General features: G+C 69.9%; 35 protein-coding genes. 33 read left to right on the plus strand and 2 right to left on the minus strand.

The features are described 5' to 3' along the window. From FRW57_RS22960 to FRW57_RS03755, 7 genes are all read left to right on the plus strand, one after another. The coding region (locus FRW57_RS22960) for a hypothetical protein (protein WP_162529252.1) at positions 1–892 on the plus strand (892 nt) is incomplete at its 5' end. Then, complete coding sequence (locus tag FRW57_RS03740; protein WP_152185340.1) at positions 889–1095, plus strand: helix-turn-helix domain-containing protein; 207 nt, start codon at positions 889–891, stop codon at positions 1093–1095. The genes FRW57_RS22960 and FRW57_RS03740, both read left to right, overlap by 4 nt. Positions 1096–1184: 89 nt before the next feature. Beyond that, positions 1185–1358, plus strand: a complete 174-nt coding sequence (locus FRW57_RS22965; RefSeq protein WP_162529253.1) for a DUF7455 domain-containing protein — start codon at positions 1185–1187, stop codon at positions 1356–1358. Then, the gene (locus FRW57_RS24745; protein ID WP_275263094.1) at positions 1355–1486 is read left to right on the plus strand and encodes a hypothetical protein; all 132 of its coding nucleotides are present in this window, start codon (positions 1355–1357) and stop codon (positions 1484–1486) included. The genes FRW57_RS22965 and FRW57_RS24745 overlap by 4 nt, the downstream gene beginning before the upstream one ends. A gap of 5 nt (positions 1487–1491) precedes the next feature. Further along, on the plus strand, positions 1492–2991 hold the full coding sequence (gene terL, locus FRW57_RS03745) for a phage terminase large subunit (RefSeq protein ID WP_152185341.1): 1500 nt from the start codon (positions 1492–1494) through the stop codon (positions 2989–2991). A gap of 14 nt (positions 2992–3005) precedes the next feature. Further along, the gene (locus FRW57_RS03750) at positions 3006–4556 is read left to right on the plus strand and encodes a hypothetical protein (RefSeq protein ID WP_152185342.1); all 1551 of its coding nucleotides are present in this window, start codon (positions 3006–3008) and stop codon (positions 4554–4556) included. 1 nt (position 4557) lies between these two features. Beyond that, positions 4558–5616 carry a phage minor head protein gene (locus FRW57_RS03755; protein ID WP_152185343.1) on the plus strand — a complete coding sequence of 353 codons (1059 nt, stop codon included), beginning with the start codon at positions 4558–4560 and terminating at the stop codon, positions 5614–5616. On the opposite strand, the gene FRW57_RS23940 is transcribed toward FRW57_RS03755, so the two are convergent. Further along, positions 5613–5765: a hypothetical protein gene (locus tag FRW57_RS23940; protein WP_203230199.1), complete on the minus strand. Its 153-nt coding sequence runs from the start codon at positions 5763–5765 to the stop codon at positions 5613–5615. The genes FRW57_RS03755 and FRW57_RS23940 overlap by 4 nt on opposite strands. A 32-nt stretch (positions 5766–5797) precedes the next feature. Between FRW57_RS23940 and FRW57_RS03760 the strand changes: the two genes are divergently transcribed. From FRW57_RS03760 to FRW57_RS03820, 13 genes are all read left to right on the plus strand, one after another. Beyond that, positions 5798–7120: a hypothetical protein gene (locus FRW57_RS03760; protein ID WP_152185344.1), complete on the plus strand. Its 1323-nt coding sequence runs from the start codon at positions 5798–5800 to the stop codon at positions 7118–7120. Between the two features lie 3 nt (positions 7121–7123). Then, on the plus strand, positions 7124–7501 hold the full coding sequence (locus tag FRW57_RS03765) for a DUF2190 family protein (RefSeq protein WP_152185345.1): 378 nt from the start codon (positions 7124–7126) through the stop codon (positions 7499–7501). Positions 7502–7511: 10 nt separating this feature from the next. Further along, positions 7512–8636, plus strand: a complete 1125-nt coding sequence (locus tag FRW57_RS03770) for a phage major capsid protein (protein WP_152185346.1) — start codon at positions 7512–7514, stop codon at positions 8634–8636. Positions 8637–8650: 14 nt separating this feature from the next. Beyond that, the gene (locus tag FRW57_RS03775; RefSeq protein WP_152185347.1) at positions 8651–8971 is read left to right on the plus strand and encodes a hypothetical protein; all 321 of its coding nucleotides are present in this window, start codon (positions 8651–8653) and stop codon (positions 8969–8971) included. A gap of 43 nt (positions 8972–9014) precedes the next feature. Then, the gene (locus FRW57_RS03780; protein WP_152185348.1) at positions 9015–9434 is read left to right on the plus strand and encodes a hypothetical protein; all 420 of its coding nucleotides are present in this window, start codon (positions 9015–9017) and stop codon (positions 9432–9434) included. Next, positions 9431–9676: a hypothetical protein gene (locus FRW57_RS03785; protein WP_203230200.1), complete on the plus strand. Its 246-nt coding sequence runs from the start codon at positions 9431–9433 to the stop codon at positions 9674–9676. Before FRW57_RS03780 ends, FRW57_RS03785 begins: the two co-directional genes overlap by 4 nt. Next, entirely contained in the window at positions 9676–10101 is a 426-nt protein-coding gene (locus tag FRW57_RS03790) for a DUF6093 family protein (protein WP_162529254.1), read from the plus strand. The genes FRW57_RS03785 and FRW57_RS03790 overlap by 1 nt, the downstream gene beginning before the upstream one ends. Positions 10102–10116: 15 nt before the next feature. Then, complete coding sequence (locus tag FRW57_RS03795) at positions 10117–10491, plus strand: HK97-gp10 family putative phage morphogenesis protein (protein ID WP_238999285.1); 375 nt, start codon at positions 10117–10119, stop codon at positions 10489–10491. Beyond that, positions 10488–10916, plus strand: coding sequence for a hypothetical protein (locus FRW57_RS03800; RefSeq protein ID WP_152185350.1), 429 nt, complete (start codon positions 10488–10490; stop codon positions 10914–10916). The genes FRW57_RS03795 and FRW57_RS03800 overlap by 4 nt, the downstream gene beginning before the upstream one ends. 39 nt (positions 10917–10955) lie before the next feature. Continuing rightward, on the plus strand, positions 10956–11198 hold the full coding sequence (locus tag FRW57_RS23945; protein ID WP_203230201.1) for a hypothetical protein: 243 nt from the start codon (positions 10956–10958) through the stop codon (positions 11196–11198). Positions 11199–11200: 2 nt separating this feature from the next. After that, the gene (locus tag FRW57_RS03810) at positions 11201–11725 is read left to right on the plus strand and encodes a phage tail tube protein (RefSeq protein WP_152185351.1); all 525 of its coding nucleotides are present in this window, start codon (positions 11201–11203) and stop codon (positions 11723–11725) included. Between the two features lie 98 nt (positions 11726–11823). Then, positions 11824–12393, plus strand: coding sequence for a hypothetical protein (locus tag FRW57_RS03815; protein ID WP_152185352.1), 570 nt, complete (start codon positions 11824–11826; stop codon positions 12391–12393). Between the two features lie 50 nt (positions 12394–12443). Continuing rightward, on the plus strand, positions 12444–12701 hold the full coding sequence (locus FRW57_RS03820) for a hypothetical protein (protein WP_152185353.1): 258 nt from the start codon (positions 12444–12446) through the stop codon (positions 12699–12701). A gap of 13 nt (positions 12702–12714) precedes the next feature. Here the strand turns inward: FRW57_RS03820 and FRW57_RS03825 are convergent, their stop codons facing one another. Next, the gene (locus tag FRW57_RS03825; RefSeq protein ID WP_152185354.1) at positions 12715–12903 is read right to left on the minus strand and encodes a hypothetical protein; all 189 of its coding nucleotides are present in this window, start codon (positions 12901–12903) and stop codon (positions 12715–12717) included. A gap of 32 nt (positions 12904–12935) precedes the next feature. Between FRW57_RS03825 and FRW57_RS03830 the strand changes: the two genes are divergently transcribed. From FRW57_RS03830 to FRW57_RS03885, 13 genes are all read left to right on the plus strand, one after another. Beyond that, a complete protein-coding gene (locus tag FRW57_RS03830) occupies positions 12936–16532 on the plus strand; it encodes a phage tail tape measure protein (RefSeq protein ID WP_152185355.1) in 3597 nt (1198 codons plus the stop codon). 17 nt (positions 16533–16549) lie between these two features. Continuing rightward, positions 16550–17578, plus strand: coding sequence for a hypothetical protein (locus FRW57_RS22970; RefSeq protein ID WP_162529255.1), 1029 nt, complete (start codon positions 16550–16552; stop codon positions 17576–17578). Continuing rightward, positions 17575–18750 carry a Gp37-like protein gene (locus tag FRW57_RS03835; RefSeq protein WP_162529256.1) on the plus strand — a complete coding sequence of 392 codons (1176 nt, stop codon included), beginning with the start codon at positions 17575–17577 and terminating at the stop codon, positions 18748–18750. The genes FRW57_RS22970 and FRW57_RS03835 overlap by 4 nt, the downstream gene beginning before the upstream one ends. Continuing rightward, a complete protein-coding gene (locus FRW57_RS03840) occupies positions 18747–19730 on the plus strand; it encodes a hypothetical protein (protein WP_152185357.1) in 984 nt (327 codons plus the stop codon). Before FRW57_RS03835 ends, FRW57_RS03840 begins: the two co-directional genes overlap by 4 nt. Positions 19731–19765: 35 nt before the next feature. Next, entirely contained in the window at positions 19766–20326 is a 561-nt protein-coding gene (locus tag FRW57_RS03845) for a hypothetical protein (RefSeq protein ID WP_152185358.1), read from the plus strand. Continuing rightward, positions 20326–21285: a hypothetical protein gene (locus FRW57_RS03850; RefSeq protein ID WP_152185359.1), complete on the plus strand. Its 960-nt coding sequence runs from the start codon at positions 20326–20328 to the stop codon at positions 21283–21285. Before FRW57_RS03845 ends, FRW57_RS03850 begins: the two co-directional genes overlap by 1 nt. Positions 21286–21295: 10 nt before the next feature. Next, on the plus strand, positions 21296–22351 hold the full coding sequence (locus FRW57_RS03855; RefSeq protein ID WP_152185360.1) for a hypothetical protein: 1056 nt from the start codon (positions 21296–21298) through the stop codon (positions 22349–22351). Continuing rightward, on the plus strand, positions 22348–22617 hold the full coding sequence (locus tag FRW57_RS03860; protein ID WP_152185361.1) for a hypothetical protein: 270 nt from the start codon (positions 22348–22350) through the stop codon (positions 22615–22617). Before FRW57_RS03855 ends, FRW57_RS03860 begins: the two co-directional genes overlap by 4 nt. Next, positions 22617–22808: a hypothetical protein gene (locus tag FRW57_RS03865; RefSeq protein ID WP_152185362.1), complete on the plus strand. Its 192-nt coding sequence runs from the start codon at positions 22617–22619 to the stop codon at positions 22806–22808. The genes FRW57_RS03860 and FRW57_RS03865 overlap by 1 nt, the downstream gene beginning before the upstream one ends. After that, a complete protein-coding gene (locus tag FRW57_RS03870; protein ID WP_152185363.1) occupies positions 22805–23206 on the plus strand; it encodes a hypothetical protein in 402 nt (133 codons plus the stop codon). Before FRW57_RS03865 ends, FRW57_RS03870 begins: the two co-directional genes overlap by 4 nt. Positions 23207–23209: 3 nt before the next feature. After that, a complete protein-coding gene (locus FRW57_RS03875) occupies positions 23210–23623 on the plus strand; it encodes a hypothetical protein (RefSeq protein ID WP_152185364.1) in 414 nt (137 codons plus the stop codon). A 28-nt stretch (positions 23624–23651) separates the two neighbouring features. Next, positions 23652–23993 (plus strand): hypothetical protein, encoded by a 342-nt coding sequence (locus FRW57_RS03880; protein WP_152185365.1) that lies wholly within the window; start codon positions 23652–23654, stop codon positions 23991–23993. A 30-nt stretch (positions 23994–24023) separates the two neighbouring features. Continuing rightward, the coding region (locus FRW57_RS03885; protein ID WP_152185366.1) for an alkaline phosphatase D family protein at positions 24024–26045 on the plus strand (2022 nt) is incomplete at its 3' end.

Below are 26045 nucleotides of genomic sequence, written 5' to 3' on the forward strand. Positions count from 1 at the left end.
CCCGCGCCTCGGCGACCCGCCGTGGCAGCGCACCACAGACCGCGACGGCCACGCCCACGCCGCCCACCCCGACGGCCGCATCGCCATCCTCTGCCCCGGCCGGCACCCCGTCGACGACCCCCGCGAAGGCGACCCCGTCTGGTGCCTCTCCTGCCGAGTCGCGATCGTCGCCGCCATCGGCCGGCTCCCCGACCTCGCCGCCGACCTGTGGGACGCCGGCGCACCCGACACGCCTGACCCGTGGCGGACCGTCACCCGCACCCGCGCGGCTGTCAACGGGTGGGTGATCGACGTCCTCGACTGCCACCACACCATCACCCGGCCCCTCGGTCCCGCGCCGCTGCTCGCCCGCTGCGGCCGCTGCGCCTACACCACCCCGGGCAGCGGCGGCCGGCTCGCACCCGCCGAGGTCGGCGACGGGTCGCGGCACGGCACCCGCACCGGCTCCCCCTCCGGGTCGCCCGCCTGGGACGCCATCGACGAACTCGTCGCCTGGGCCTGCACAACCGAGGACAAGCTCCGCGCCCGCCTCCACCACTCGGCGCCGGGCGACTGGTGGGACGGGTCGACCGAGCACCGCGCCCGCCGCCTGTCGACCGCCGTGCACTACCTCACCCACTGGTCCGAGCAGCTCCTCGCCTCCCCCGAAGCCAGGCAGGTCGGCAAGGACGCGACCCGCCTCACCCGCCGCGCAGAGCAGGCCGCAGGCATCGACCGCCTCACCCACCGCCTACCCGGCGCGTGCATGGTCTGCGACGCCCGCAACTCCCTCCGCAGGGACGACGGCGACGAGCTCGTCAAATGCCGCGCCTGCCGGGCCGTGTGGCACTGGGACTACTACCAGCTGCTGGCCAAGGCCTACGCCGACAGCCACGGGCAGGAGACAGCGTGACCGAACACGACGACGGCCTGGTCACGATCCGGGAGGCCGCGACCCTGACAGGCGTACACATCCGCACCGTCCGGTCGTGGATCCGCCGCTACCAGCTGCAGGTCATCCTGTTCGACGGCCACGCCCACGTCCTCGAGTCCGAGGTGCTCCGCCTCGAGCGGGACCTGCGCCACACCGGGCGGGGGAAAGCCCGAAGCCGTTGACAACTGTTTTCGTTTTGCATACCGTTTCCAGCAAGCCCACCCATCCCACTTTCGGGACCGGTGGGTTTCGTCATGCCGGGGAGGCCGTCATGCTGGACCTCGCGCACCTCTGCGACAAGTGCGGCAAGACAGCCCAGAACAGGTGGATCCACGGACGCACCGGCTACGACGTTCTCCTGTGCGACCACCACTCCCGACAGTGCGCCACGAAACTCCTCGAACAGGGGTTCCTCGCCCCGCTGACCGAACCGGCCCGGCCATGACCGGCGACGACTACGACGCGCAGTGGCGCTGCGCCAACTGCCAGCACTGGTACGTCGTGCCAGGCCTCGCCCGCGAATGCGAACGCCGCCACGCCGACGAAGCCGACACCCACGCCCTCGAGGACTGAACCGCATGTCCCTGGACCTGTGGGAACACGCGGCCCGCCACTTCGAGCCGCCCCGCCGCCGCTGGGCCACGCCCGGCGACCTCGCCGCGCATCTCAACCCCAAGACCGTCCAAACCCCCGCGCTCGACCTCATCGACCAGCGTCTCGTCGACCTCATCAACACCCCCAACAGCCGGCTCATCATCACCATGCCCCCGCAGGAGGGCAAGTCCACGCGCGTCGCGAAAGACTTCGTCGCGTGGACCCTGTCGATGCACCCAGACTGGCGGGTCGTCGGCGCCTCCTACGGCCAGTCTCTCGCCAACCGCAACGGACTCGCTGTCCGCCGCGTCGTCGAACGCAACCCCGAGCTCGGCATCGCCATCGCCCACGACAACGGGGCCGCCGCGAACTGGTCGATCGAGGGCCACGACGACTCCGGCCTGTTCAGTGTGGGCATCGGCGGCGGCGTCACCGGCCAAAAATGTGACCTGCTCGTCATCGACGACCCGATCAAGTCGCGCCTCGAAGCGGACTCGAAGGTGTACCGGGACAAGGTGTGGGACTGGTGGACCGACGAAGCCAGCGCCCGGTTCGGTGCCGCGACGTCCGTCGTCCTCATCCTCACCAGGTGGCACCACGACGACCTCGCCGGTCGACTGCTGGCCGAGCCCGACAGCGACTGGCAGGTCCTGAACATCCCCGCCCAATGCGAGGACCCCGAGAGCGACCCGCTCGGCCGCGCGGAGGGCGAGTTCATGATCTCCGCGCGCGGCCGCACCCGCGAGCAGTGGGAGCAGCGGAAGAAGACCGCCGGGTCCCGCACCTGGGCCAGCCTCTACCAGGGCCACCCCACCCCCGACACCGGCAACCTGTTCCCCGCCGACGGGTGGGCCCGCTACGACCACCCCCTGTGGATCGAACGCGGCGACGGCGCCCGCATCGTCCCCGAAGCCGGCCGCGACCCCGACGTCGAGCTCGTCCAGTCCTGGGACTTCACGTTCAAGGACACCAAGTCGGCCGACTACGTTGTCGGGCAGGTCTGGCTGCGCCGCGGCGTCGACGCGTACCTGCTCGACCAGGTCCGTCGCCGCATGGGGTTCTCCGAGTCGTGCCAGGCGATGCTCGACATGACCGCGCGGTGGCCGCAGGCCGTCGCGAAGCTGGTGGAGGACAAGGCCAACGGGCCCGCGATCCTCAACGCGCTCCGTACCCGGGTGGGTGGCCTGATCCCGGTCGAGCCGGAGGGCAGCAAGTACGCGCGGGCGGCCGCTGTCACCCCGCTCGTCGAGGCCCGCAACGTGTGGCTGCCCGACCCGGTCGCTGTCGAGGGCACCGCGTGGGTCACCGACTTGACCGACGAGGCCCGCGACTTCCCGTCCGCCAAGAACGACGACACCGTCGACGCACTGTCGCAGGCGGTGCACCGGCTGTTGCTCGTGCCGCTCCTGACCGGTGACGCGCCCTCGACGGCTGACCTGATCGACGACGACTTCCAAGCCCTCGACTGGGCAGCCAGCTACTGACCGAGGAGGCGACGATGAGCGCAGCGACCGACGTCGTCGTCTCCCGCGACGAGCTCGCCACCCTCGAACACCACATCGAGACCCTCGAAGAAGCGCTCATCGACGCGCGCCGGCTCCTGTCGGCCGAGGACGCCGGGTGGGTTTCACTGACCGGGCAGACCGGCGAAACCATGAACGTCGAATCGATCCGCGCCACGTCGAGCGTGGCCCGGGTCATGGCGATCGCCGACCCTCTCATCAGGCGCGCCGTCAACCTGCGCTGCTCCTACGTGTGGGGCGGCGGTGTCACCCTCGCCGCCGCGCAGGAGGACGAGGCGGAGCAGGACGTCAACGCCGTCGTCCAAGCCTTCCTCGAGGACGAAGCGAACGCCAAGAGCTTCTCCTCCGCCCAAGCCCGCGAGGAGCTCGAGCGGGCCCTGGCCACCGACGGCAACGTGTTCCACTCCCTGGTCACGTCTCCCCTGACCGGGCGGGTGCAGGTGCGGAAGGTCCCCTTCTCCCAGGTCGTCGACATCATCACCAACCCCGAGGACGCCGACGAGGTCTGGTACTACAAGCGGGAATGGACCGCGAAGCAGCTGCAGACCGACGCGTTCGGCGGCACCCGCACCGTCACCGCCCGGCAGACCCGCCTCTACCCGGACATCAGCTACTTCCCCATGCGGCGGGAACGGTTCATCGACGACGTCGCAGTCGAGTGGGACAAGCCGATCATCCACACCCTCGTCAACCGTGCCGGCGAATCCTTGTGGGGCACCCCCGACGTGCTCGCCGCGCTGCCGTGGGCCCGCGGCTACAAGGGGTTCCTCGAGGACTGGGCCGCCCTGATGAAGGCCCTGTCGCAGTACGCGTTCAAGGCGACCGCGAAGACGAAGGCCGGCGCCGCAGCGGGCAGGACACGGCTAACGACCCCGCCGGTCGACGGCGAGGGCAGAGTCGGCGCGACGATCCTCACCCCGGAGGGCCAGTCGTTCGAGGCGATCGGCAAGTCCGGCGCCACCATCGACTCCCAGTCCGGCCGGCCCCTGGCGGCGATGGTCGCGGCCGGCATCGACGTGCCCGTCACGATGCTCCTGTCCGACCCCGGAGTCACCGGCGCGCGGGCGACCGCGGAGACCCTCGACGAGCCGTTGAAGAACACGATCACGGGCCGCCGGGCAGTGCACACCAGCCTGCTGCGCACCGTCCTGCAGCACGTCATCCGGTCCGCGGTGAAGGCGCCGAAGGGCCCGCTGCAGGGCACCATCACCCGCGACCCGGCCACCGGCCGCGAGGTGGTGCGGCTGACCGGAGACCAGCCGTTCGGCGTCACGGTCGACTGGCCGTCGCTGGAGAAGATCAGCCTCAAGGACCTGATGGACGCCATCAAGACCGCTGACGACCTGGGCAAGCTGCCGCCGCTGGTGATCGCCCGGCTGGCGCTGGTGGCGCTGGACGTGGATGACGTCGACGATGTCCTGTCGGAGCTGGTCGACGCGGACGGGAACTTCGTCGACCCCTACGACGCAGCCGCGGCCCGGTCGCAGCAGGCTGCTGTCGCGGCCGGCGACGTCCCGCAGGACTGACGTGGCTGTCAACCGCCGCACCCTGCGGCTCATCGCCGGGATGCGCCTATCCATCGACACCACCGTCGACAAGGCCGTCACCGACCTGATCGCGGCGTGGGGCACCGCCTGGAACGAGGTCGCCGGCGAATGGCAGGACGCGCTCGCTGACCTGGTCGCCGCGTCCACGGACGGGAAGTGGCCGTCCCGGACGCAGATCCGCCGCGCTGACCGTGCCCGCCGGGCCCTGGCGGTCACCCGGGACAGCCTCGACCAGCTCACGAAGGACTTCGGGGTCCGGGTCGTGCAGGACCTCACGCCCCTCGCGGACGACGCGGCGCAGTGGGAGGCGCGGCTGATCCACTCGCAGATGCCCCGCGGCGCTGCTGACGTGGCCGCGTTCGACCGGATCGACCAGCGGGCCCTCGAAGCGGTCGTGGAACGCGCGGCGGGGCGGGTGACTTCGCTCGCGAAGCCCCTGTCGCGGCAGGCGGAGGCGGCGATGAAGTCCACCCTGATCCGGGGTGTCGCGGTCGGCGACAACCCCCGCAAGGCCGCCTCCACCATGCTGCGCCGGGTGCAAGGACAGTTCGAGGGCGGCCGCAACCGCGCCCTCGTCATCGCCCGCACCGAGATGCTCGACGCGCATCGGGCCGCGGCCTACGCGCAGGACCAGGCGAACAAGGCGACGGTCGCTCAGTGGCAGTGGGTCGCGCAGCTGGACCGGCGCACGTGCCCGTCTTGCTGGGCGAAGCACGGCACCACGTACCCGCTGATCGAACCGGGCCCGGAGGACCACCAGCAGGGCCGCTGCGCCCGCGTGCCGGTCACCAAGTCGTGGCGCGACCTCGGGTTCGACATCGACGAGCCACCGAGCCTGCTGCCGGACGCCAAGGCCACGTTCGACGGGCTCCCCGAAGCCGACCAGGTCGCCATCATGGGCAAGGCCCGCCTCGGCCTGCTCAAGGCCGGGCACGTCGGCTGGGACGACCTGACCGCGAAACGCACCACGACCGGCTGGCGCGACTCGTGGGCGCCCCGCCCGACCCGCGACCTGCTGCGCCTGGCGAACGCGTCCTAGACGCGGCCCGCCAGTTCGTCCGGACCCTGCACCATCGGCGCACCGCACCGCTCGCACGCCCATTCGATGTGTGTGCCGTCCCACCCGCACGTCATGCCGACCATCGCCCACACGTGCTCGACACAGTCCGCGTCGTCGTCAACGCCCATCCGCTCATCATCCCATCGACCGGGAGGTCATGATGCCCAACCGGGTCCAGCTCGCCGAGTCCCGCCCCCTGGCCGAGGCCAGCACTGGCGCCGACAGCAGCGGCAAGATGCTCCTGCAGCTCATCAGCCCCGGGTGGGGCAGCAGCGGCTACTACTCCGCCGAGGTGCTGCAGGCCGCCGCGGACGCCAAGATCTTCCCCTCCGGCACGCACGCCTTCCTCGACCACCCCGGGTACGCGGAGGCGCAGGACCGGCCAGAACGGTCCGTGCGTGACCTGGCCGCGGTCCTGGCGGAGGACGCCCACTGGGACGACACCCTGCAGGCGCTCGTCGCCCAAGCCCAGGTGTTCGCGCCCTACCGGACCGTGCTCGACGAGATGAAGGACGCGATCGGCGTCTCCATCCGCGCCTACGCGACCGCCGAGACCGGCAAGGCCGAGGGCCGCACCGGACCCATCATCACCTCGCTGACCGAAGGCATTTCCACCGACTTCGTGACCAGCGCGGGCCGCGGCGGCAAGATCCTCGCGGTCCTCGAGTCAGCCCGTACCGCAGTGTCCGAAGCGCCGTCGCAGCAGACGTCCAATCGCCTTTCCGACCTGGTCCGCGCCACGTACGCCGACACCGAGGCCCACGTCTACTCGTGGCTGCGGGACTACGACCCCGAAGCCGGAATCGCGTGGTTCACGATCGAGCAGGCTGACGACGCCACGACCTACCAGCAGTCCTACGAGCTCGACGAGGACGACATGCCGGTCCTGACCGGCGACCGCGTCGAGGTTGTGCAACGCGTCGAGTGGGTGCCCGTTCAGGCCCCCACCGCCGCAACCGAGGGCGAACCGGCCCCCACGAATGTCCCGGCACCGGCCGGACAGCAGGAAACACACACCCAGGAGTCCGAGGAGGACACCATGCCCCAGATCGAGGAAGCGCGACTGCGCCAGCTCGAAGAGGACGCCGGCCGGGTGCAGACGCTCGAGTCCGAGCGCGATGCAGCCGTCACCGAGCGCGACCAGGCCCGAACCGAGCGTGACCAGTTGCGGGCCCGTGAGGCTGCCCGGCCCGCCGTCACCGCGCGCGTCGGCCAGTCCACGCTGCCGGCGCGTCAGCAGGCCCGGATCGTCGAGTCCGTCCTGTCCGGCATCACCATCGGCGAGGACGGTTCGGTCGACACCGAGGCCGTCGTGGCCGCCACCGAGGCGGCCGTCACCGCCGCCGAGGCCGACCTGGCCGAGCTCGTCGAGTCCCTCGGCGTCGGACAGGTCACCGGCTTCGGCCGCACCGCCTCCGAGTCCACCGGCTACACCGTCGAGGACTTCGACAAGGCCTTCGCCGCGACCAGCCAGGAGGGCTGACCCATGAAGAACGAGTACATGCGCCCCGCGACCGAACTGTCCCTGCCCGTCGTGGCCGGCACCGTGAGCGGCGACCCCGTCCGGGTCGGCGCCGTCAACGGCGTCGCCGCCACCAGCGCCGGGGAGGGCGGCAACGACGCGGGCTTCGCGTCCGTCGTCACCGACGCCCGCTCCTACATCTACGAGGTGTCCGGCGCGATCGCCGGGCCCTTCACCCCGGTGTTCATCACGGCCCGGAACGGCGCCACCGCGCCGGTCCTGACCGTCACCGACCCCGGCGGCGGCGTCAAGCCGTGGGGTTACACCGTTCCCAAGGTCGGCGAGTCGGGCGTGCGCGCCGCGACCAGCGGGCCGGCCGTCGTTCGTCCCGCCCAGGTCTGAGGAGGCCATCATGACCAGCAGCATCCTGACCGGCGAAGCGTTCGGTCTGTCCCCCGAGCTCACGATGGTCGGTGAGGGCCCTCGGGCCCGCCGCGAGCGTGAGCGCGCATCCGAGCGGATGCGCCGCGCCATGGTCGAGGCCAAGGCGATGCTCGAGGCCGCGTGGGGCGGCGACCCCCTCGCCCGCATCCGCGTCAACGAGGCCATCACCACCTCGGACCTGTTCAAGTCCGCCGCCGGTGCCGTCCTCGACCGCGAGATGCTCGCCGCCTACCAGACGGTCACCCCGTCCTGGCAGGCCTACGCGGCGCCCACGTTCGTCAAGGACTTCAAGCCCAAGACGCTGACCGAACTCATCGGCAACACCGGCGCCCTCCCGAAGGTCCCCGAGCACACCAACTACCCGATCGCGCAGTCCGACGCGGCCGAGCGTCAGATCCGGGTGGCCAAGTTCGGCCAGCAGTACGGGTACACCCTCGAAGCCCGCATCAACGACGACATCGGCGAACTGCAGTCCGTCCCGAACGGCTGGGCGGCGCAGGCGACCGCGACCGAGGCGCACAACGCCCTGTCGCAGCTGGCGAACCCGCTCACCGGCGCCCCCAACACCGCGTTCTTCACCGGCGGCAACCTGGGCACCGGCGCGCTGACCGCCGACAACCTGCAGACCGCCTACACGGCCGTCACCACCAAGCGCGACAAGGACGGCGCACTGCTCGTCGCGCCGGCCATGCAGCTGGTCGTCGGCCCGGCCCTGCAGTTCACCGCGGAGCGGATCCTCAACACCAGCGAGATCCGCACCACCGTCGGGTCGGACACGTTCATCCAGTCCAACCCGTTCAGCGGCAAGGTCAAGCTGACCGTCCTGTCCGACCTGCCCGGGACCGCATGGTTCCTGCTGCCGGTCCCGCAGGCCGGCCGCAAGTCCGCGTTCTACGTCGCGCACCTGCGCGGCTTCGAGACGCCCGACCTGCGCGCCAAGGCCGACCAGGGCGTCCGCATCGGTGGCGGGGCCATCCCGGCCGGTGAGGGGTCGTTCGACGACGACACGATCTGGTTCCGCGTGCGTCACATCACCGGTGCCGCGCCCGGCGACCCGACGTTCACCTACGCGTCCGACGGCATCGCCGCCTGAGGAAGGAGCACGCCATGAAGGGAAACGTCTACGAGGACAAGGACTTCGCGGACGTGGTCGACGACAACGGAAACGTCGTCGGCCGCGCGCCCAAGAGCTGGAAGGGCACGGACCTCCTGCAGGCCGGTCACTCCATCAAGGGCGGTCGTGCGTCGAAGCCTGCCCCGGACCCGGCCAGCCCGGGCGAGTCGGAGGTCCCGGCCGAGTCCGAGACCCGCGACGTGCTCGAGGCCTACGCCGTGGCCCACGGCATGAGCCAGGAGCAGGCGGAGGGCTACCCGAACAAGGGCGACCTGCACGCCGCGATCGTCGCGGCTGCCGACGCGGGCTCCTGACCCAACCCCTCACCCGGCCCCACTTCCCCGGGGCCGGGTGAGGGTGACCACCACAACTCCACAGCGGCGAGAGGCGGACCTGGCCATGGCCATCGACTACGACACCCCCGAAGGTCAAGTCCGCCTCCTCATCGCAGACACCGACGAAGCCAACGAGGTCCTCGACGACTTCCAGATCAACGGGTTCCTGTCCCTCAACGACGGGAACGTACGCCGGGCCGCCGCGGACGCGCTCGACGCGATCGCCGACTCCGAAACCCTCGTCTCCAAGGTCATCCGCACCCAGGACCTCAACACCGACGGGTCGAAGGTCGCCGACTCCCTCCGCAAGCACGCCGACCGGCTCCGGCAGCAGGCCGACAGCGACGACGACACCGAAGGCGGCTGGGACGGATTCGACGTCATCGACTCCCCCACCTGCCTTCGCCCCGAGCACACCAACCCCGAAGTGTGGGGCCTGTGATGCGCCGCTTCCACGTCCAGCGCGACCAGGACGTCACCGGCCTCTCCGGCACCGGCGTCGTCGCCGACGGCGTCCAGTTCCCCGACGGCACCACCGTCGTCCGCTGGCGCGAGCTGCCGCAGAACTCGGACAACTACCAGCGGGGGGTGCGCGCCACCACGGTCGTGTTCCCCGACGCGCGGGCCGTCGAAGCACTCCACGGCCACAACGGCGCGACCCACCTTGAATGGCTGGACGACTGATGCCGTTCACGTCGACCCGGGTAATCCACCCCAACTGGTCGACCCACCACCAAGCCACCGCGCAGGGCGGCATGACCGCCACCTGCCGCATCGAGGTCCCCGGCGTCGGCACCACGTGGGACGAGGTCAACGAAGAGACCATCCCCGCCCCAGCGACCGTCATCGCCCCCTCCGGCACCCCCTGCCGGGTGCAGGAGATCGACTCCGCCACCAACGCCACACAGGCCGCGCAGGACGTCTCCGTCCGCCGCTACCTGGTCGCTGTCCCCGCCGGCGTGCGCACCGCCGAGCAGGGCGCCCACGTCGTCATCGAAGCCTGCAGCAACGACGCGCGCCTCGTGGGCCGGCACCTGTTCATCGTCGACGTCCAGTCCGCCTCGGAACGGTTCGAGCGGGACTACGTCTGCACCGACAACCTCGGCTGAGAAGGAGGCGTCACCGTGGTCGACATCGACCTTTCCGACGTGCTCAAGCTCGAACGCAGCCTCGGGGCCGTCACCGCCGGCAGGGTCGGCGCGCTGGCCGCCAAGGTGGTCCGCAAGGTCGCCGCCGACGTCGAACGTGACGCGAAGATCCTCGCCCCGGTCGACACCGGCAACCTGCGCAACTCCATCTCCACGAGCATCACCGGCGACGGCCGCCACGCGTCGATGCGGGCCGAGATCGGCCCGACCGCCTCCTACGGCGGCTACGTCGAGTTCGGCACGTCTCGCATGGGCCCGCAGCCCTACCTGGGACCCTCGCTGGACCGGCACACGGACCCGTTCGTGACGGCCATGGAGCAGGTCGCCGAGCAGTCGTTGGGTGACCTGTGACCATCACCGACGTCCCCACCCTCCACGACGCGGTCCTGGCGCTGCTGCGCGCCCAAGACAACCTCGACGTGTTCGACGGGTCCGTCGACGACGCCGGCCAACCACCCGTCCGGGTCGACCCGGACGGCCGCGCCCACATGTACGCCGTGCTCTACGTCTCCCCCGGCCGGCCAGACCCGGGCGAGGAGACCGTGTGCGGCGACCCCGGGCAGCTGCTCTGGTCCTTCCAGGTCACCGCGGCCGGCGGCGACACCAACCGGGCCATGCAGGCAGCGGCGAAGGTGCGGGCCGCGTTGACCGGTGTCCGCCTGGGCCCAGCCACGGGCCGGATCCGTGAGCCGTTCGACCCGGGGCCCGCCCGGGAGGACCGCGACCCGTCGCCGTCCCGCTGGTACGTGCCGTTGCCGTTCACGCTCGAAGCCTGACCCCCGCCCGACCCTCCACCCCGAAAGGGGCATCTCGTCATGCCATTCGTCACCGCCTACGAGAAGAGCACCGGCCGGAAGGTCAAGGTGCCCGCCCACTTCTTCGACGTCCCGTCCCTGTCACGAGGGCTGTCGAAGACGCCTCGCCAGAAGGCGAAGGAGCCAGCCGCCAAGAAGGCGGCCAGGAAGACCCCGCGCAAGCGGGCCGCCAAGAAGACGGCCGCCGCCCCTCCGGCGCCGACCACAACCCAAGCCCCGGCCACCGGGGACGAGAAGGAGTAATCGTGCCTCGCTCACTGGCCGACGGCCACACCAAGTTCGTTCTGATGACCATCAAGCCCGCCGGGTGGGACACCGGCGTCATCACTGACACCGAGTTCAACGCTGGCGTCGACGCCTCATGCAATGTCATGAGCTCCGACTTCGCGTTCGGCGCGACCGACTCCGACAAGGTCGCGGAGAAGGCGCTGTGCGTCACGAACAACGCCAACTCCCTGGGCGCCGGCAACTACACGGCAGGCGCCACCTTCTTCCGCTACTTCGACGACACGGGCGCCTCCGCAACCGCCGAGGGCGACGACTCGTTCCAGGCGGTCAAGGAGAAGGGGACCACGTTGTACGCGGCCGCCCGCAAGACGTCGAAGCTGTCCACCGCGCCCGGTGAGGCAGGGGATGAGATCTACCTCGCGGCAGAGATCCTCACCGACACGCCGCAGCCCCCGTCTGACCAGGGCGGCTACATCAAGTGGCGCGTCCCGATGGAGGTCCAGACGGCTTTCGACAACGTCGTCCTGGCCGCTGGCGCCTGACCTCGCCTGACTGTCCCCGTGGCGTCGCTTCGATCCCGGCGCCGCGGGGACGCTCCATCACACCATCCGGATCGAGCAGGATCGAAAGGATCGAAAACATGACCGAGACACCCAAGGGCGACGCATTCACCAAGACTCCCGCCGAGGCCGCCGCCTTCGACCCGGAGGCGTGGATCAGCGGCGCGAAGCCGCTCACCGACACCGCGAAGATGAGCAACCGGCCCGACCTCGTCGCGCAGATCGAAGACCTCGAGGAGCAGTTGCAGAAGCTCAACCGGGCCAAGAGCGTGGACGCGGCGCTCGGCGACGGCGGCGACGACGCCGAGCAGGTCAAGATCGCACAGCAGATCAAGGCCCTCCACGAGAAGCTCGAAGGCTCGTGGATGCACATCACTCTCAAGGCCCTGTCCATGGGCAAGTACGCGCAGCTGCAGGACGAGTTCGAGGACGACCCGGTCGGCATGGCCACCCACGGCCTCGCCGAGTCAGTGATCGAACCGAAGATGACCGTCGAACAGTGGCTCGCGGTGCACGAGGTGGTCGGCGCCGGCCAGTTCGCCGGCGTCTGGTTGAAGGCCCAGGCGTTGACGGTCGACCGACCGGTGACGCCGGATTTCTCGCCCGCGTCCTCGTCGATCCTCGCTGGTCTGGACTCGTCCAAGAGCTGAGGACCGCACGCGCCCTCGGCGTCCCCGTGTCGTTCTTGCGGGGAGCCGAGGTGCAGCGGTTCAGCGACCGGGACCGGACCGCCGCGATCGCGCTCACGATCTACGAGGGCCTCTTCTGCCCGGACTGCGGCCAGCTCAAGGCCGAGGCGTGGCAAGGCGAAGGAGCGCCGGGCGCCGACATGGAGGGCTGGTACGAAGCCAAGGCCTTGACCTGCGTCGGCTGCGAGGCGCTCCACCAGTACGCCAAAGAGCAAAAGGACCAGGACCCGGCGGAGAAGGTCTACCTGCTCAACACGAAGAGGGACTGACCCTTCCCGCCGTTCATTCCTTCGTAGGCGCCCGGCCGCGGTGTCGGACAACGACCTGCCACACGGCACCACCGGCAAACGCGACGACGCCGAGCACCATCAGCGCCCCTCCCATCGGCGAGGGGTTGCCGTCGTTCATGAACCAACCAGCCACGGCCATCACGAAACCCGCGGCCATGAGCCAGTCCCATTCGTGCTTCATGCCCCGCATCTTAAACCTCGGGAGGGATCGCCGTGACTGATCGCTCCACACGGGTCATCCTCGAAGCGAAGGTCGACGGTTACGTCGCGGGGATGCGGCAGGCGAAGTCCGCTACCAAGGACTTCTCCCAGGGCGCGTCTCAGTCCTTCAAGAGCAACAAGGCCGAGTGGGACAAGCTCGGCCGCGGCATGCTCATCGGGGGCGGCCTCATCGCGGCCGGCGTCGGGTATGCCGTCAAGAGCTTCGCCGATTTCGACCAGCAGATGTCCGCGGTCGGCGCGGCGCTCGACGGCACTCCCGCGCAGATGGCCGCGGTCACCAAGGCAGTCCGCGAGGCCGGCAAGGCCAGCGTCTTCACGTCGGTGGAGGCCGGGCAGGCTGCCGAGGAGTTGGCGAAGGCCGGACTCAAGACCAAGGACATCGTCGGCGGCGCGCTGACCGGCAGCATGAACCTCGCCGCGGCGGGCGCCATCGACCTCGCCGACGCGGCCACCATCACCGGCCAGTCGATGAAGATCTTCAACCTGCGCGGATCCGACGCGACCCACATCGCCGACGTCCTCACCGCTGGCGCGAACAAGTCCGCTGCCGGCGTCGACGACCTCGGCCAGGCGCTCCGGCAGGGCGGCCTCGTCGCCTCCCAGACCGGCCTCACCCTCGAGGAGACCGTCGGCACCCTCTCGGCCTTCGCCGACAACGCGTTGATGGGCTCCGACGCAGGTACGTCGCTCAAGACGATGCTGCAGCGGCTCAACCCGCAGTCCAAGCAGGCCGCAGACCTGATGAAGAAGCTCGGCTTCTCGGCGTATGACGCGCAGGGCAACTTCATCGGCATGGACAAGCTCGCGGGGCAGCTCCAGACCTCGTTCAAGGGCATGTCCAGCCAGCAGCGCAACGCGGCCATGCAGATCCTGTTCGGCTCTGACGCTGTCCGCGGCGCCAACGTGCTCTACAAGTTGGGCGAGGACGGGATCCGCAAGTACACGGATGCCGTCGACGACCAGGGCGCGGCGGCTCGGACCGCAGCCAAGCGGCTTGACAACCTCAAGGGCGACTTCGAGAAGCTGACTGGCGCGCTCTCCGACCTGTTCATCACGGCTGGTGGCTCCGGCAACGACGCGCTGCGCGGCCTCGTGCAGCACGTCACCGACCTCGTTGACGCCTTCGGCAACCTCCCGGAGCCGCTACAGGAGGGCGTCTTCTACATGGGCGCTGGCCTGAGCGCCGCCCTTCTGCTGGGTGGCGGCCTGATCAAGCTGGTCCGTTTCGGCCAGGAAGCGCGCGAGACGCTCAAGACCCTCGGCGTCACTGCCGACCTGACCGGCAAGTCCCTTGGGCACCTCACGTCGGCACTCATCAAGGGCGGCCTCGTCGTCGGAGTCGCCGCGCTGGCCGCCGAGGTTCAGAAGATGATCTACGCCGGAGACACGGCGAGCGTCAGCATCGACAACCTCGCCGAATCACTCACCCACCTCGACTCGTCCGCACAGGGTGTCACCACAGGCGCGCTCGCCGACCTGTTCCGCGACAAGACCGGGATCTTCCGCAGCGACGAGCAGATCGTCACAACCGCCGAAGCCCTCGACAGGTTCTCCGTGTCGGCCTACAACGCGCTCGGCACCAACCTTGACGCGCGTCTCGGGCGCCTGCAGAACAACGGCGCGATGGACCACTTCAAGGGCCAGGTCACGCAGGTCGACCAAGCCCTCGCGCAGATGGTCAAGTCTGGCAATGTCGACCAGGCGCAGAAGGCGTTCGCGGAGTTCACCACGGCAGCCGTCAACCAGGGCATCGAGTTCGACAAGCTGCCGCCCTACTTCCAGCAGTACCTGCAGTCCCTCAAGGACTTCTACGGCCCGTCGCAGAACGCGGCCGAGGCGACTGGCGAACTGGTCGACGCGCAGAAGGCGCAGCGCGCCGCAACCCAGCGTGCCTCCGATGCGAACGAGAAGGCTGCTCCCACCACCAAGGAGCTCGCGGAGCAGACGAAGAAGGCCCAGGAGGCTGCGGAGAAGGCCGGTCAGGCGATCGACGACCTCGCGACCGCCATCGAGGGACTCGGCGGCAAGAACCGCACCGCGATGCAGGCGAACATCGATCTCGAGCAGGCCATCGACGACGTCACCGAGCAGGTCCGCAAGGCCAACAAGGGCGTGAAGGGCTACTCGCTGGGGCTGGACGCGAACACCGAAGCGGGCCGGAAGAACCAAGGCCTGCTCATCAGCCTGTCGGACAAGACCCTCGAGAAGGTCGCGGCGGACATCCGAGCGAACAAGTCGCAGGATGGCGTCAACAAGACGATGGACAAGGGCCGCGAGGCGTTCGTCAAGGCGGCCATCGCACTCGACAACTCCAAGAGCAGCGACGACGCGAAGCGCAAGCGCGCCGAAAAGCTGGCCGACCAACTGGGGCTCAACCGCCAGTCCGTGCAGCACCTCATCGACAAGACGAAGGAACTCGACCACACCGACGCCAACCCGAAGGTCACGCTGCACGGCGTCAAGCAGGTCCAGTCCCGCGCGGGCGACGCGAAGTCCGCCATCGAGGGCATCCACGGCAAGACGGTCTGGGTGAAGGTCAACTACCAGTCCGGCAAGTTCGTCGCCACCGCGCCGAACACGTCGGCGATCCCCGGCATCACGAGCCGGGGCGGGAAGGCGACCGGCGGGCCGATCATCGGCGCGGGCACGGGCACGAGCGACAGCATCCCCGCGATCACCAACTCGGGCGACCTCTACGCAGTCTCTAACGGCGAGTGGGTTTCGACGGCCCGGCAGGTGCAGGCCGCGGGCGGTTTCGCCGGCATGGCTCGACTCATGAAGGCCGTCGAGGCTGGCCGGGTCGAGTACCGTGCGGCGGGCGGCCCGGTCGGCTCGACGATTCGCAAGGGCTATGACGCCTACCTCGACGAGCACAAGCTGGCCGCCGCGCAGAAGCTACTCGACTCGGTCGGCAGCCTCGCCATGATGGGCGCGATGTTCGGCGGCGCGTCCTCCACCGCGATGGGATGGCGCCGGCAGTGGGCCATCGTGCAGAGCCTCGGCCTCGGCGCGCACCTGTCCTCGGCCTACCGTCCCGGCGCGGTCACAGCCAGCGGCTACCCGTCGCTGCACGGCATGGGCCGCGCGATCGACCTCACGGGCCGGGACATGATGTCGATCTTCCTCGCGCTGGTGCTGCGCTACCCGAACAGCCGCGAGCTCTACTACTCACCCGCCGGCGACCTGCAGCGGCTCTACGGCCGCCCACACAACACAGTCGGGACACCCGCCTACGGCGACCACTTCAACCACGTGCACTGGGCGATGCAAACCGGCGGGTGGATTCCCGGCATCGGCACCGGCGACAAGACCCGGATCCTCGGCGAGCCAGGCGAGTTCGTCGTCAACCGGCAGGCGGCAGCGGCAAACGCTGGGGCGCTCGAGGCGATGAATGCGAGCAGCCAGCCCTACATGGCTGCGCGGGCAGTCCCGTACGCGGGGCAGTCCGCGGCTTCATCGACCAACGCGCGCGCGATCATCGAGCATCTCGAGATCGTCGCTCCGGACCGTTCCACCGCCGAATCCCTGGCTCGCGCCACCCGGCTCGAGTTCCAAGACGCTCTGCTCGCGGCCGGTGTCCCACTGTGACGACAGGAGGCTGACCCGTGCCCATCCTGCTGCCCGTCAAGGCACCTCTGGGAGCGACCCCCCCGCCACCCGTCAGCCGCCGTGTCCAGCCGATCCACCTGCAGCACACGTGGATCGACTATCAGGGCCGCGAGTGGGATCTCTGCTCGGGCGCGTCAGGCGTCGTGCTGATGGCGGGCGTGCGGGGCATGACTCTGCCGCCCACGGCCGAGTACGAGACAGAGTCTGCAAGTGAGGACGGCGCGGAGTTCCTCGGCTTCCGCACCCTCAAACGGCCCGTGTTCTGGCCGGCGAAGGTCTTCACTGCCGACAAGGCGGAGTGGTACGCCCACGACGCGGCATGGTGGGACACGCTGCACCCTGACCGGTCCGGCCAGTGGCGCGTCACCAACCCCGTCGACGGCACAGCCCGCCGGGTGGTGCTGCGCTGCAACAACGACGGCGACATGGCGTTCGACACCGACCCGGGCTTGACCGGCTGGGCGCACTACAACATCTACCTGTCAACGTTGCGGTCCCCGTTCTGGCTGGGAGCGTTGCAGGCCCGGTCTTTCATCGCAACCGCCAAGGTGCCGTTCAAGGGCGGCCCGGGCGGAACCGGCAAGGCCCCCTCGTTCTGGATCTCCAAAGCCAACAACCAGGCGTCCGCGAGCATCGACAACCCCGGCACCGAGGACGCGTCACTGGTCTACGTGCTCGACGGGCCGCAGGACGCCGGCGCGACGGTCGGCATCGGAGCCGACACCACCACGTACAACGCCGCGATCGCCGACGGCAAGTCCGTCATCATCGACACGCGCGTCGGCCGCGTCGACGCCCGCCTGGTCGACACCCCCGACCCGGACCTCTACCCGCCACGCACCGAAGAATGGTTCGCCCGGATCGAGCAGCTGTGGGAGGCCGGGGCAACCGTGTTCTCCAACACCTACCCGATCGCCTACGCCGCCGACGTGGACCCTGGCGACTCGCAGCCGATCAGCATCTCCTTCACCGGCTCCGGCGCGACCCACATCGCCCTGCAGCCCTGCTACCGGAGGGCATGGTGAGCAGGCACAGCAAGATCCCGCTCGAGCTGACCATCTGGGACAAGAACCTGACCCCGCTCGGCGTCATCGACAACCCGCGCACCGCGGTCGTCAACATGCGCCGCAACGCGCAAGGCACCGGCCAGCTGACCATCCCGACCAGTCACCGCCACTACGACAAGCTCCGCGGCACCGGCACCCGACTCACCGTGAAGCACGCCGAGTCGGGCGAGCAGGTCATGTCTGGGCCGTTCACCCTCTGGCAGGGCTCCGCGGGCCGAAAGGGCGAGGTCACTCTGCAGCTCGCGGACGACTGGGCCCTGTTCGCGGCCATCCTCGGCTGGCAGGACCCGACCGCGACCCTCTCCTCGACCGTGTCGTCGACGATGAGCCCGGCCTACTACACGTCGACCGGCCCGGCCGAGACAGTTGTCAAGGACCTGGTCACCAAGAACGCGATCACCCGCCTCGGTCTGCCCGTCGTGTGCGCGCCCGACCAGGGCCGCGGCGACACCATCACCGTCAAGGTCCGGATGCACCCGCTGGCCGACCGGCTCTTCCCGAAGGTGACCGACGCCGGCCTGACCGTCACCGTGAAGCAAGACGGCGGCAACGGGCTCGTCGTGGACGTGTCGGAGCCCCGTGACTACCCGGTGACGATCACCGAAAAGTCCGGCATCGTCACCGACTGGCAGTGGACACAAGGCGCGCCAGAGGTCACCCGCGCCATCGCCGGCGGGCAAGGCGACGGGACTGCACGGAAGTGGCTGCAATCGATTGACGCGACCGCCGAGGCCGAGTGGGGGCCCCTGTTCGTCCGCGAGCAGGTAGTCGACGCGTCCGATCTCGACAACGACACCGACCTGGCCGACCGGGCCGTCGAACGCCGCCGCGAGGGACGCCGCAAGACCGGGCTGGCCATGACGTTCGCCGAGAACCAGACCTTCCGTTACGGCCAGCACCTATGGCTCGGCGACAACGTCACGGAGACCCTCTCCTCCGGCGCGCCACTGCAGCACACCCTGTCCGAGGTGACCATGACGTGGACCTACGACCACGACTCTGCCACGGGCGGATTCCGCGTAACCCCGTCTGTCGGGGAGATCGACGCCACCGGCACCATCTCGCGCTGGGTCGCGAACGCCCTCGGCCGCATGCTCAAGTCCGAACGTTTCTACGGGAGCTCACAATGACGATCGTCTCTGACGGCTACGGCGTCGACGCCGACGGTAGTGCTGGGTCCATCGACGAGATTGACTGGGCGGTCATGGCGCGGCACCTGTCTGCCGCCCCGCACGTCATCTCGGGACTGGCTGCGACGGTCCTGTCGACGGTCAACCGGACAGTGCAGATCGGTACCGGTGAAGCCCAGGGCTGGGGTGTCCACGACAAGGTGACCGCGGCCGAGGTGCTCACCTTCGACAGCGCTTCCGTATCGACGAATCCGCGCTGGGACGCCGCAGTGCTGCACCGGGACTGGCAGGCGTCCGACCCGACCAAGCAGACCATCCTCAAGGTTGTCAAGGGCACCACGAACTCGGCGACCCCCGTCTACCCGGCCGGGCTGGCCGCGGTTCCCGGCGCGGCCGCTGACCACGTGCTCTGGCTGGTGCCGGTCACCAACACGGGCGTCGGCACGCCGGTCCCGGCGGATGGCCTCGCCTACGCGGCCGGTTCCCCGCTGTACGTGCCGACCACTCCAGCGGGCGGGCTCGACGGGTCCCGCTTCGACTACGGCCAGCTGCTCCTGCAGTACCAGGCGTACGGGGTGCAGGGGATTCTGCGGCGCGGGACCGACGCGGCCCCGGTCATGGACGAGCTGCTCGCCCCGCCGTGGTCGATCGTCGGCGGCAGCAGTTTCGGTTCCGGCATCGTGTCGACCGGCCGGGCGCTGCGGGTGCAGCGGCTCGGCGACAAGGTGTTCCTGTCCGGGGGCGTGAAATACAGCCAAGTGGGCGCGCAGTTCCAAGTGGACGGCGGCGTCGACAACAACTACGAGCTGTTCCGGCTGCCGTCGTGGGCCATCCCGTCGTCGCCGGTGTTCTTCGGCGGGTCGTGGGGCCGAAGCAATCTCGGGTTCGCCGTCGGCCAGAAGGCCGACTGGTTCCAGGTCCATGTCTACCTGAACGCGGCCCCGGTCATCTACCTCGACAACGTGTTCTACCGCGTCTGACCCCACCATCGCCTGCCGCCCTGAGGAGGGCTCTCATGACCGTGCATTCAGTCTCCGCCGACAACAAGTTCTTCGAGCGGCCCACGACCCGCCCCGCGTCAGTGACGGACCCGGACACGGGGGTCGTCACCTACCCGGACACGGTCGCCCCGGACCGGCCGGGCTACGGGACGCCCGTCAAGGTGCGCCTCTACCGTGCGGGCTCCGACCTGCCCGACCTCATCCTGTCCGACGGCGGCCTGTGGACGTACTCGTGGGACGACGACGCCGCCACGTCGGCGGTCATCTTCTCCTCGGACGACGGCGACTCCTGGTCGGACCCGATCTGGTCGACCCAGTCCCTCGACGTCATGGCCGACCTGCCCGACGCCCTCCAGACCACCAACGAGATCGTGGACGACAACGCGAACGCGATCCTCGCCCTGCAGAACGGCTCCGGTGGCGGTGGCGGCGCGCAGATCCTCGTGCAGGAGACGGGCGGCTACCCCGCGAAGGTCGGCACCGGCGGCGCGCTGTGGGTCGGCAAGGACAAGCCCCCGATCGGCGACGGTTACGCCGGCGGCAACGACCTCTACTTCCAGACCACCTCGATCTGATGAAGACCTTTCGGATCATCGACGGGCGGTGGGCGCCGCTGATCGTCGACGACACGACCCCGCCGCCACCGCCGCCGGTCGGCGACGCCCGCTTCTACGGCGACCCGGGCGTCTCGAACCTCTACTACGGCTCCTCGTGGGACGGCGCCGACGTGGGCGGGTGGATCACGTTCTCGAAGCAGTGCGGCGGCCTCGGCGTGTCCCGCCGCTACTACCAGTCCAACCAGGTGACCGGCTCCGGCAACTTCAGCGACGAGGCCGCGAAGCTGAAGGCGGCCGGTGCGCTGATCGCCGTTTCCTTCAAGGTGCCGAACAACAACTGGGCCGGCGTCGCCAACGGGAGCCAGGACGCATGGCTGGACTCGATCGCGGCGGTCGCGGACGCTCACGGCCAGCCCTGCTTCGTCTGCCTGCACCACGAGCCGTACAACGGCAAGACCGGCACCGGCGACGGCGGCACAGCGGCCGACTTCAAGGCCATGTACAAGCGCGCCTACGCTCGCTGGTCCGGCGTGCAGAACCTCCTGACCATGCCGATCTACAACGGCTACCCGCTCGTCGACAACAGCCAACCGTCGCGCGACTTCTTCACGCCAGACTGCGACATCCAGGGCGTCGACATCTACCCGCGTGCCATGAAGAACCGGGCGCAGACGTGGGCGAAGTACTCCGCAGGCCTCGGGAACCTCGCGAAATTGAGCGGCGACCAGCCGATGTTCCTCGCCGAGTACGGCGCCCGCCCCTCCATCCAGGGCGACTACTGCGCCCCGATGATCCGGGACATCTACGACTACCTCGTGTCTCGCGGTGACGTCGTCGGCTGCACCTACTTCAACTCGGGCAAGAACGTGAACACGGCCGACCCGTCCACGTACCTGCTGGACGGCGCCCGCCTGCAGGTGTTCCAGCAGTGCGCGCAGCTGCCCAACTCCGTCGTCCCCGCCGAACTGACCTACTGAGGAGCCCCGCATGCCACACATCGGAAGGGTCGCGACCGCAACCGCGACGACGAAGGTCGGGTCGCTCGACGTCGCGCTCTCGCAGGGCGTCCCGGCAGGCCACACGCTCATCCTCGCCGTCCAGACCCAAGGCCTGTCCGGCCAAGACGGGCCGTTCGCCGCGACCGACACGAAGGGCAACACGTGGACGCAGCGGGCGCACCGGTTCAAGTCCGGCACCCTCCAGCTGTCCGTCATCACCTGCAAGGTGGCCACCGCGCTCACCACGAGCGACAAGGTCACCATCACCCACCCCGCGGCCGACGTGAACCTGTGGGCGGTCGTCATCCACGACTTCGACGACGCCGACGGCTTCGACACCATGGCCGTCAGCGACGGCGGCTCCATGGGCATGAACGTCGGACCGACAGCCGCCGGCGCCCAGTCCAAGCAGCTGCTCGTGGCTGCGTTCGCGTACGGCGGCTCCGACGACTCGTTCGCCCCCGGATCCGGGTTCACCGCCGGGCAGCCGCTGCAAGTCACCAACGGCAGCAACTACCGCAACATCGCCGCCGAGTGGTCCTACGTCGACGCGACCGGCACCCGGTCCGCGTCGGCCACGTCCCTCTCCTCGAGCGCGTGGGCCGGCGCGGTCGTCGTCTTCAACTCCGCTGCCCAGGCGCAGGAGCTCAAGCTCGTCGCGGACGAGACGACCACCGGCTGGACCAACGTCGGCGGCAAGGCGACGTTCGCGGCCGCCCTGAGCGACGGCGACGACGCCACCTTCGGCCGTTCCCCCGCCAACTCGACCGGCACGCAGATCTACCGCGGGAAGCTGTCGATCGGGTCGACCCCGACCACCCTGACCGGACACAAGCTGTGGGTCCGGGCCCGCGTCCCGGCAGGGTCCGGCACCGTGCAGGCACGGCTCGTGCAGGGCGCGTCGACGGTCATCGCGACCAGCGCGGCGCAGGCCCTCACCGGCGTGTTCGCCCGGTTCGAGTTCCCGCTCACGTCGACGCAGGCGCAGGCGATCACCGACTACACCAACCTGCACCTCGAGCTGATCGCGGTGGCGTCGGCATGAGCAACGTCGACGTCTCCGAGGCCGGACTCACCACGGCGTATGCCGACCCGGCGGGCAACGTCGAGGTCGCCGAGGCGGGCCTGTCCACGGCTCCCACGGACGGGGCGGGCGGGACCGCCTACGTGGACGTGGCCGAGGCGGGCCTGTCGATCGGCGGCAACGTCGACCTGATCCCCATGTGGCGGCTCGACCACGACACGCAGGAATGGGTGCCGCTGACCGGGGACGTCTACATGCTCCGAGCCGGGAAGTGGGTGCTGCTCTGATGCCGCTCCTCGCACCGTTCGCCAAGACCACCACGCCACCGGAGGACACGATGACACCTGAGCAGATCGCCGACCTGCAGGAGGTTCGGGACCGCGCCGTCAAAGCCCAGTCCGTGGGCGCCACGATCCTGTCGAACATGACGCAGGCCATCAAGGGCATCGACGCGATCCTCCAGCAGGGCAGCTCGTGAGCCGTCTGGGACTGCGTGGCGCGGCGATGATCCTGTGCGCCTACATCTGGACCCTCGTCGGCGTCGCCACCATTCTCGGCGCCGCCGCGACCCCACCCGGGACGTTCCACACCGCGCTGCCCATGCCGGTCCGCGCCGCGCTATGGCTCGCACCGGCCGCCGCCGCCGTCGGCCTCGCGTGGTCGCGTGAACACGACTGGATCGCCCTCGGGCTGCTCGTCCTCGGGCCGATGCTGCGGATCACGTCCTACCTGACCGCGTGGCTGCTCTACCTGACCGGGCACGAGGGGTTGAGCACCGGCTGGTACTCGGCCGCGATCCACGTCGCGCTCCTCGGCCTCGTCGCCCTCACCGCAGCCATCCACCGCCCCGCAACGCCCGGCCACACAGGGGAGTGACCCGTGAGCACCGCTGCCATTGTTGCTCTCGCCACCGTCCTGTCCACGCTCATCACCGCCGCCATCACCTACGCCGTGGCCAAGCTCGGCCGCGCCACGTCGCAAGAGTCCACCGAGGTTCAGCGGTTCGCCGCTCAGATCGAGGGCTACAAGGGCCTGCTCGAGGAGACCCGGCGAGTCCACGGCGAGCGGCTCAGGGCACTCGAGTCCGACGTCGCCACCCTCACCGGACAGAACGGCACCCAGGCCGCCCAGATCACTGCACTGGAAACGGAGAACACGCAGCACACCCAGCGGATCGGACTGCTGGAGAAGGCGCTCGCCGCGGCCCGCCGCTACGTAGGCGACCTGATCGCCGCGATCCACGCCCTCGGGGGAACCCCACCCGACCCGCCCGCCGACTACACGGCCGACTGACCCCCGCACGCACCTCGAAGGAGACACCATGGCATTCAACGACACAGCCCTGACCGAGGACGGCGCGGCGCTCGCCGCCGCCTACCCCTACCTGTCCCTGCACACCACCGGCGGCGTCTCGTCCTCGGCCAGCGAGTCGACCGCGGCCCGCCAGCCCGCCGGCTGGGCCAACAGCAACGGCGACCTGTCCGCGGCCGACATCGCGTTCACCGGGGGCGCGGCGTCCGGCCCCGTCGTCCGGGTCGGCTACTGGTCCGCGCAGACCGGAGGCACCTACGGCGGCGGCTGCCTCCTCACCGGAGACCAGACCTTCAACGCGGCAGGCGAATACACCGTCGACAGCATCACCGAGCCCGTCACCTCCTCCTGACCCCGCCCGCTCTACCCGTAGGAGGAAACTGTGGCCGTCGACTTCCGCTCGATCGGGCAGGTCCAGGTCTGGTCGACCGCGCCCTCGGCCACGTTCACCTGCCCCAAGCCCGCCGGCCTGGCCGTCGGCGACGTCATGGTGGCGGCGGTCCTGACCAACGGGGTCGGCATCGACCTGCCCGCCGGGTGGACCGGCCTGTACTACCTGACCGCCGCAGGCAACCCCAACCAGCGGGTCATGTGGAAGGTGGCCGACGCCGCCGACGCCGCCGCCGCGTCGTTCACGTTCACCACCACCACGGCCACCTACGGCTCCGCGGAGGTCTGCGCCTACACCGGGGTCGACCAGGCCAACCCCATCGACTTCACCTGCGTCCCGGTCGACACGACCGCGAGCCTGTCGGCCTTCACCATCCCCGCCGCCACGGTCGTCACCGAGGGCGCCGTCCTGATCGGCGGCGCCGGAGCCAACACCGGCGTCACCACGCAGGTCTGGTCCCAGCCGACCAGCCCCGGCCAGTGGGCCGACGAATGGAACCCCGCCACCGGCACCGGCGGCGCCAGCTCCGCGTCCGGCGGCAAGTCCCACGTCCGCGGCCACTACCTGACCCCCCTCGCGGCCGGCTCGTCCACGGGCGCCGTCACGTTCACCCTGTCCGTGTCCCGCGCCGGGGACGCCTGGTTCGCCGGGCTGCGCCCCTCCGGTGGTGGCGGCGCGGTCACCCCGATCCTGCTCACCCGCGTCGTCGGCGTCGGCGGAACCCCCACCACGGGCCGCGTCATGGCCCGCGTCTCCAACGCCACCGCCGCCAAGCTCAAGGTCGCCACCGACCAGGCCATGACCACCGGCGTCGTCACCGGCCCGCCCGTCACCCCCGATGCCAACGGCAACGCCCACCTGACCGTCAGCGGCCTGACTGCCGGCACTCGGTACTACTACCGGGTCGTCATGACCGACAGCGACGGCGCCGACCACGACGACACCGCCGCCACCATCGGGTCGCTGCGCACCGCCCCGTCCGGCGCCGCCTCATTCAACATCGACTTCGGCTCCTGCACCGACTCCACCGACTCCGACTCCCTCGCGGCCATCGGCGCACGCGACGACGACCTGTTCCTCCACCTGGGCGACCTCTACTACGCCGACGGGTCCGGCACCGACCTCGCGAACGTCCGCGCCAAGATGCTCGCCAAGGTCAGTGCCGCCAACCACCAGGCCGTGTTCGCCACCCGCCCCATCGTCTACATCCCCTCCGACCACGACGGGATGAACAACAACTCCACCGCGGGCACCGACCCCACCGCCTGGGCCAACTGGAACACCGCGTTCCGCGAATACTTCCCCACCCCCGCCATCCCCGCCACCGGCTGCTACTACACGTTCACCTGGGGCCGGGTCCGGTTCGTCGTCACCGACACCCAGTCCTTCAAGATGAACCCGTCCACCACCGAGTCGCCCACCAAGACGTCCCTCGGCGCGACGCAGAAGCAGTGGATCAAGGACGCCATCACCGCGGCCACCGAGCCGCTCATCATTGTCGTCAACGCGCAGCCGTGGATCGGCTCCCCCATCGCCGGCGACGACTCATGGCTCGGGTTCACCACCGAACGCACCGAGATGGCGAACTTCTACGCCGCGTCCGGCAAGAACATCGTCCTCACCGGCGGAGACCAGCACTGCCTCGCCGCCGACGACGGCAGCAACTCCCCCGGCGGCGTCCCGATCTTCCACGCGGCCCCCTTCAACAACACCGCCTCCCGCAAAGGCGGCCCCTACTCCGCCGGCCAGTACCCCGCCTCCGGCTCCTCCCTCGTCCAGCAGTACGGACGCTTCGCCATCACCGACGACGGCACCCAAATCAGCCTCGCCTACACCGGCTACGACTCCACCAACGCCGCCCACGTCACCCTCACCAAGACCTACACCACCGCCACCACCACCCACCACGGGACCGGCTCCGGAGCCCGCAGCAGGGTCGGCGCCGCCGCCGGCCACGCCCCCGCGCCAGCCATGCCCACCGGCGACCTGCCACCCGACGCGCTCGCCACTGCC

Source organism: Segeticoccus rhizosphaerae (genome assembly GCF_009192725.1).
GTDB lineage: Bacteria > Actinomycetota > Actinomycetes > Actinomycetales > Dermatophilaceae > Segeticoccus > Segeticoccus rhizosphaerae.

Excerpts from the sequence above, each read along its gene's own strand:
- FRW57_RS22965 (WP_162529253.1), top strand. The coding sequence starts at position 1,185 with ATGCTGGACCTCGCGCACCTCTGCGACAAGTGCGGCAAGACAGCCCAG.
- FRW57_RS24745 (WP_275263094.1), top strand. The coding sequence starts at position 1,355 with ATGACCGGCGACGACTACGACGCGCAGTGGCGCTGCGCCAACTGCCAG.
- terL (WP_152185341.1), top strand. The coding sequence starts at position 1,492 with ATGTCCCTGGACCTGTGGGAACACGCGGCCCGCCACTTCGAGCCGCCC.
- FRW57_RS03750 (WP_152185342.1), top strand. The coding sequence starts at position 3,006 with ATGAGCGCAGCGACCGACGTCGTCGTCTCCCGCGACGAGCTCGCCACC.
- FRW57_RS23940 (WP_203230199.1), bottom strand. The coding sequence starts at position 5,765 with ATGGGCGTTGACGACGACGCGGACTGTGTCGAGCACGTGTGGGCGATG.
- FRW57_RS03760 (WP_152185344.1), top strand. The coding sequence starts at position 5,798 with ATGCCCAACCGGGTCCAGCTCGCCGAGTCCCGCCCCCTGGCCGAGGCC.
- FRW57_RS03765 (WP_152185345.1), top strand. The coding sequence starts at position 7,124 with ATGAAGAACGAGTACATGCGCCCCGCGACCGAACTGTCCCTGCCCGTC.
- FRW57_RS03770 (WP_152185346.1), top strand. The coding sequence starts at position 7,512 with ATGACCAGCAGCATCCTGACCGGCGAAGCGTTCGGTCTGTCCCCCGAG.
- FRW57_RS03775 (WP_152185347.1), top strand. The coding sequence starts at position 8,651 with ATGAAGGGAAACGTCTACGAGGACAAGGACTTCGCGGACGTGGTCGAC.
- FRW57_RS03790 (WP_162529254.1), top strand. The coding sequence starts at position 9,676 with ATGCCGTTCACGTCGACCCGGGTAATCCACCCCAACTGGTCGACCCAC.
- FRW57_RS23945 (WP_203230201.1), top strand. The coding sequence starts at position 10,956 with ATGCCATTCGTCACCGCCTACGAGAAGAGCACCGGCCGGAAGGTCAAG.
- FRW57_RS03815 (WP_152185352.1), top strand. The coding sequence starts at position 11,824 with ATGACCGAGACACCCAAGGGCGACGCATTCACCAAGACTCCCGCCGAG.
- FRW57_RS03825 (WP_152185354.1), bottom strand. The coding sequence starts at position 12,903 with ATGAAGCACGAATGGGACTGGCTCATGGCCGCGGGTTTCGTGATGGCC.
- FRW57_RS03840 (WP_152185357.1), top strand. The coding sequence starts at position 18,747 with ATGACGATCGTCTCTGACGGCTACGGCGTCGACGCCGACGGTAGTGCT.
- FRW57_RS03845 (WP_152185358.1), top strand. The coding sequence starts at position 19,766 with ATGACCGTGCATTCAGTCTCCGCCGACAACAAGTTCTTCGAGCGGCCC.
- FRW57_RS03850 (WP_152185359.1), top strand. The coding sequence starts at position 20,326 with ATGAAGACCTTTCGGATCATCGACGGGCGGTGGGCGCCGCTGATCGTC.
- FRW57_RS03855 (WP_152185360.1), top strand. The coding sequence starts at position 21,296 with ATGCCACACATCGGAAGGGTCGCGACCGCAACCGCGACGACGAAGGTC.
- FRW57_RS03860 (WP_152185361.1), top strand. The coding sequence starts at position 22,348 with ATGAGCAACGTCGACGTCTCCGAGGCCGGACTCACCACGGCGTATGCC.
- FRW57_RS03865 (WP_152185362.1), top strand. The coding sequence starts at position 22,617 with ATGCCGCTCCTCGCACCGTTCGCCAAGACCACCACGCCACCGGAGGAC.
- FRW57_RS03880 (WP_152185365.1), top strand. The coding sequence starts at position 23,652 with ATGGCATTCAACGACACAGCCCTGACCGAGGACGGCGCGGCGCTCGCC.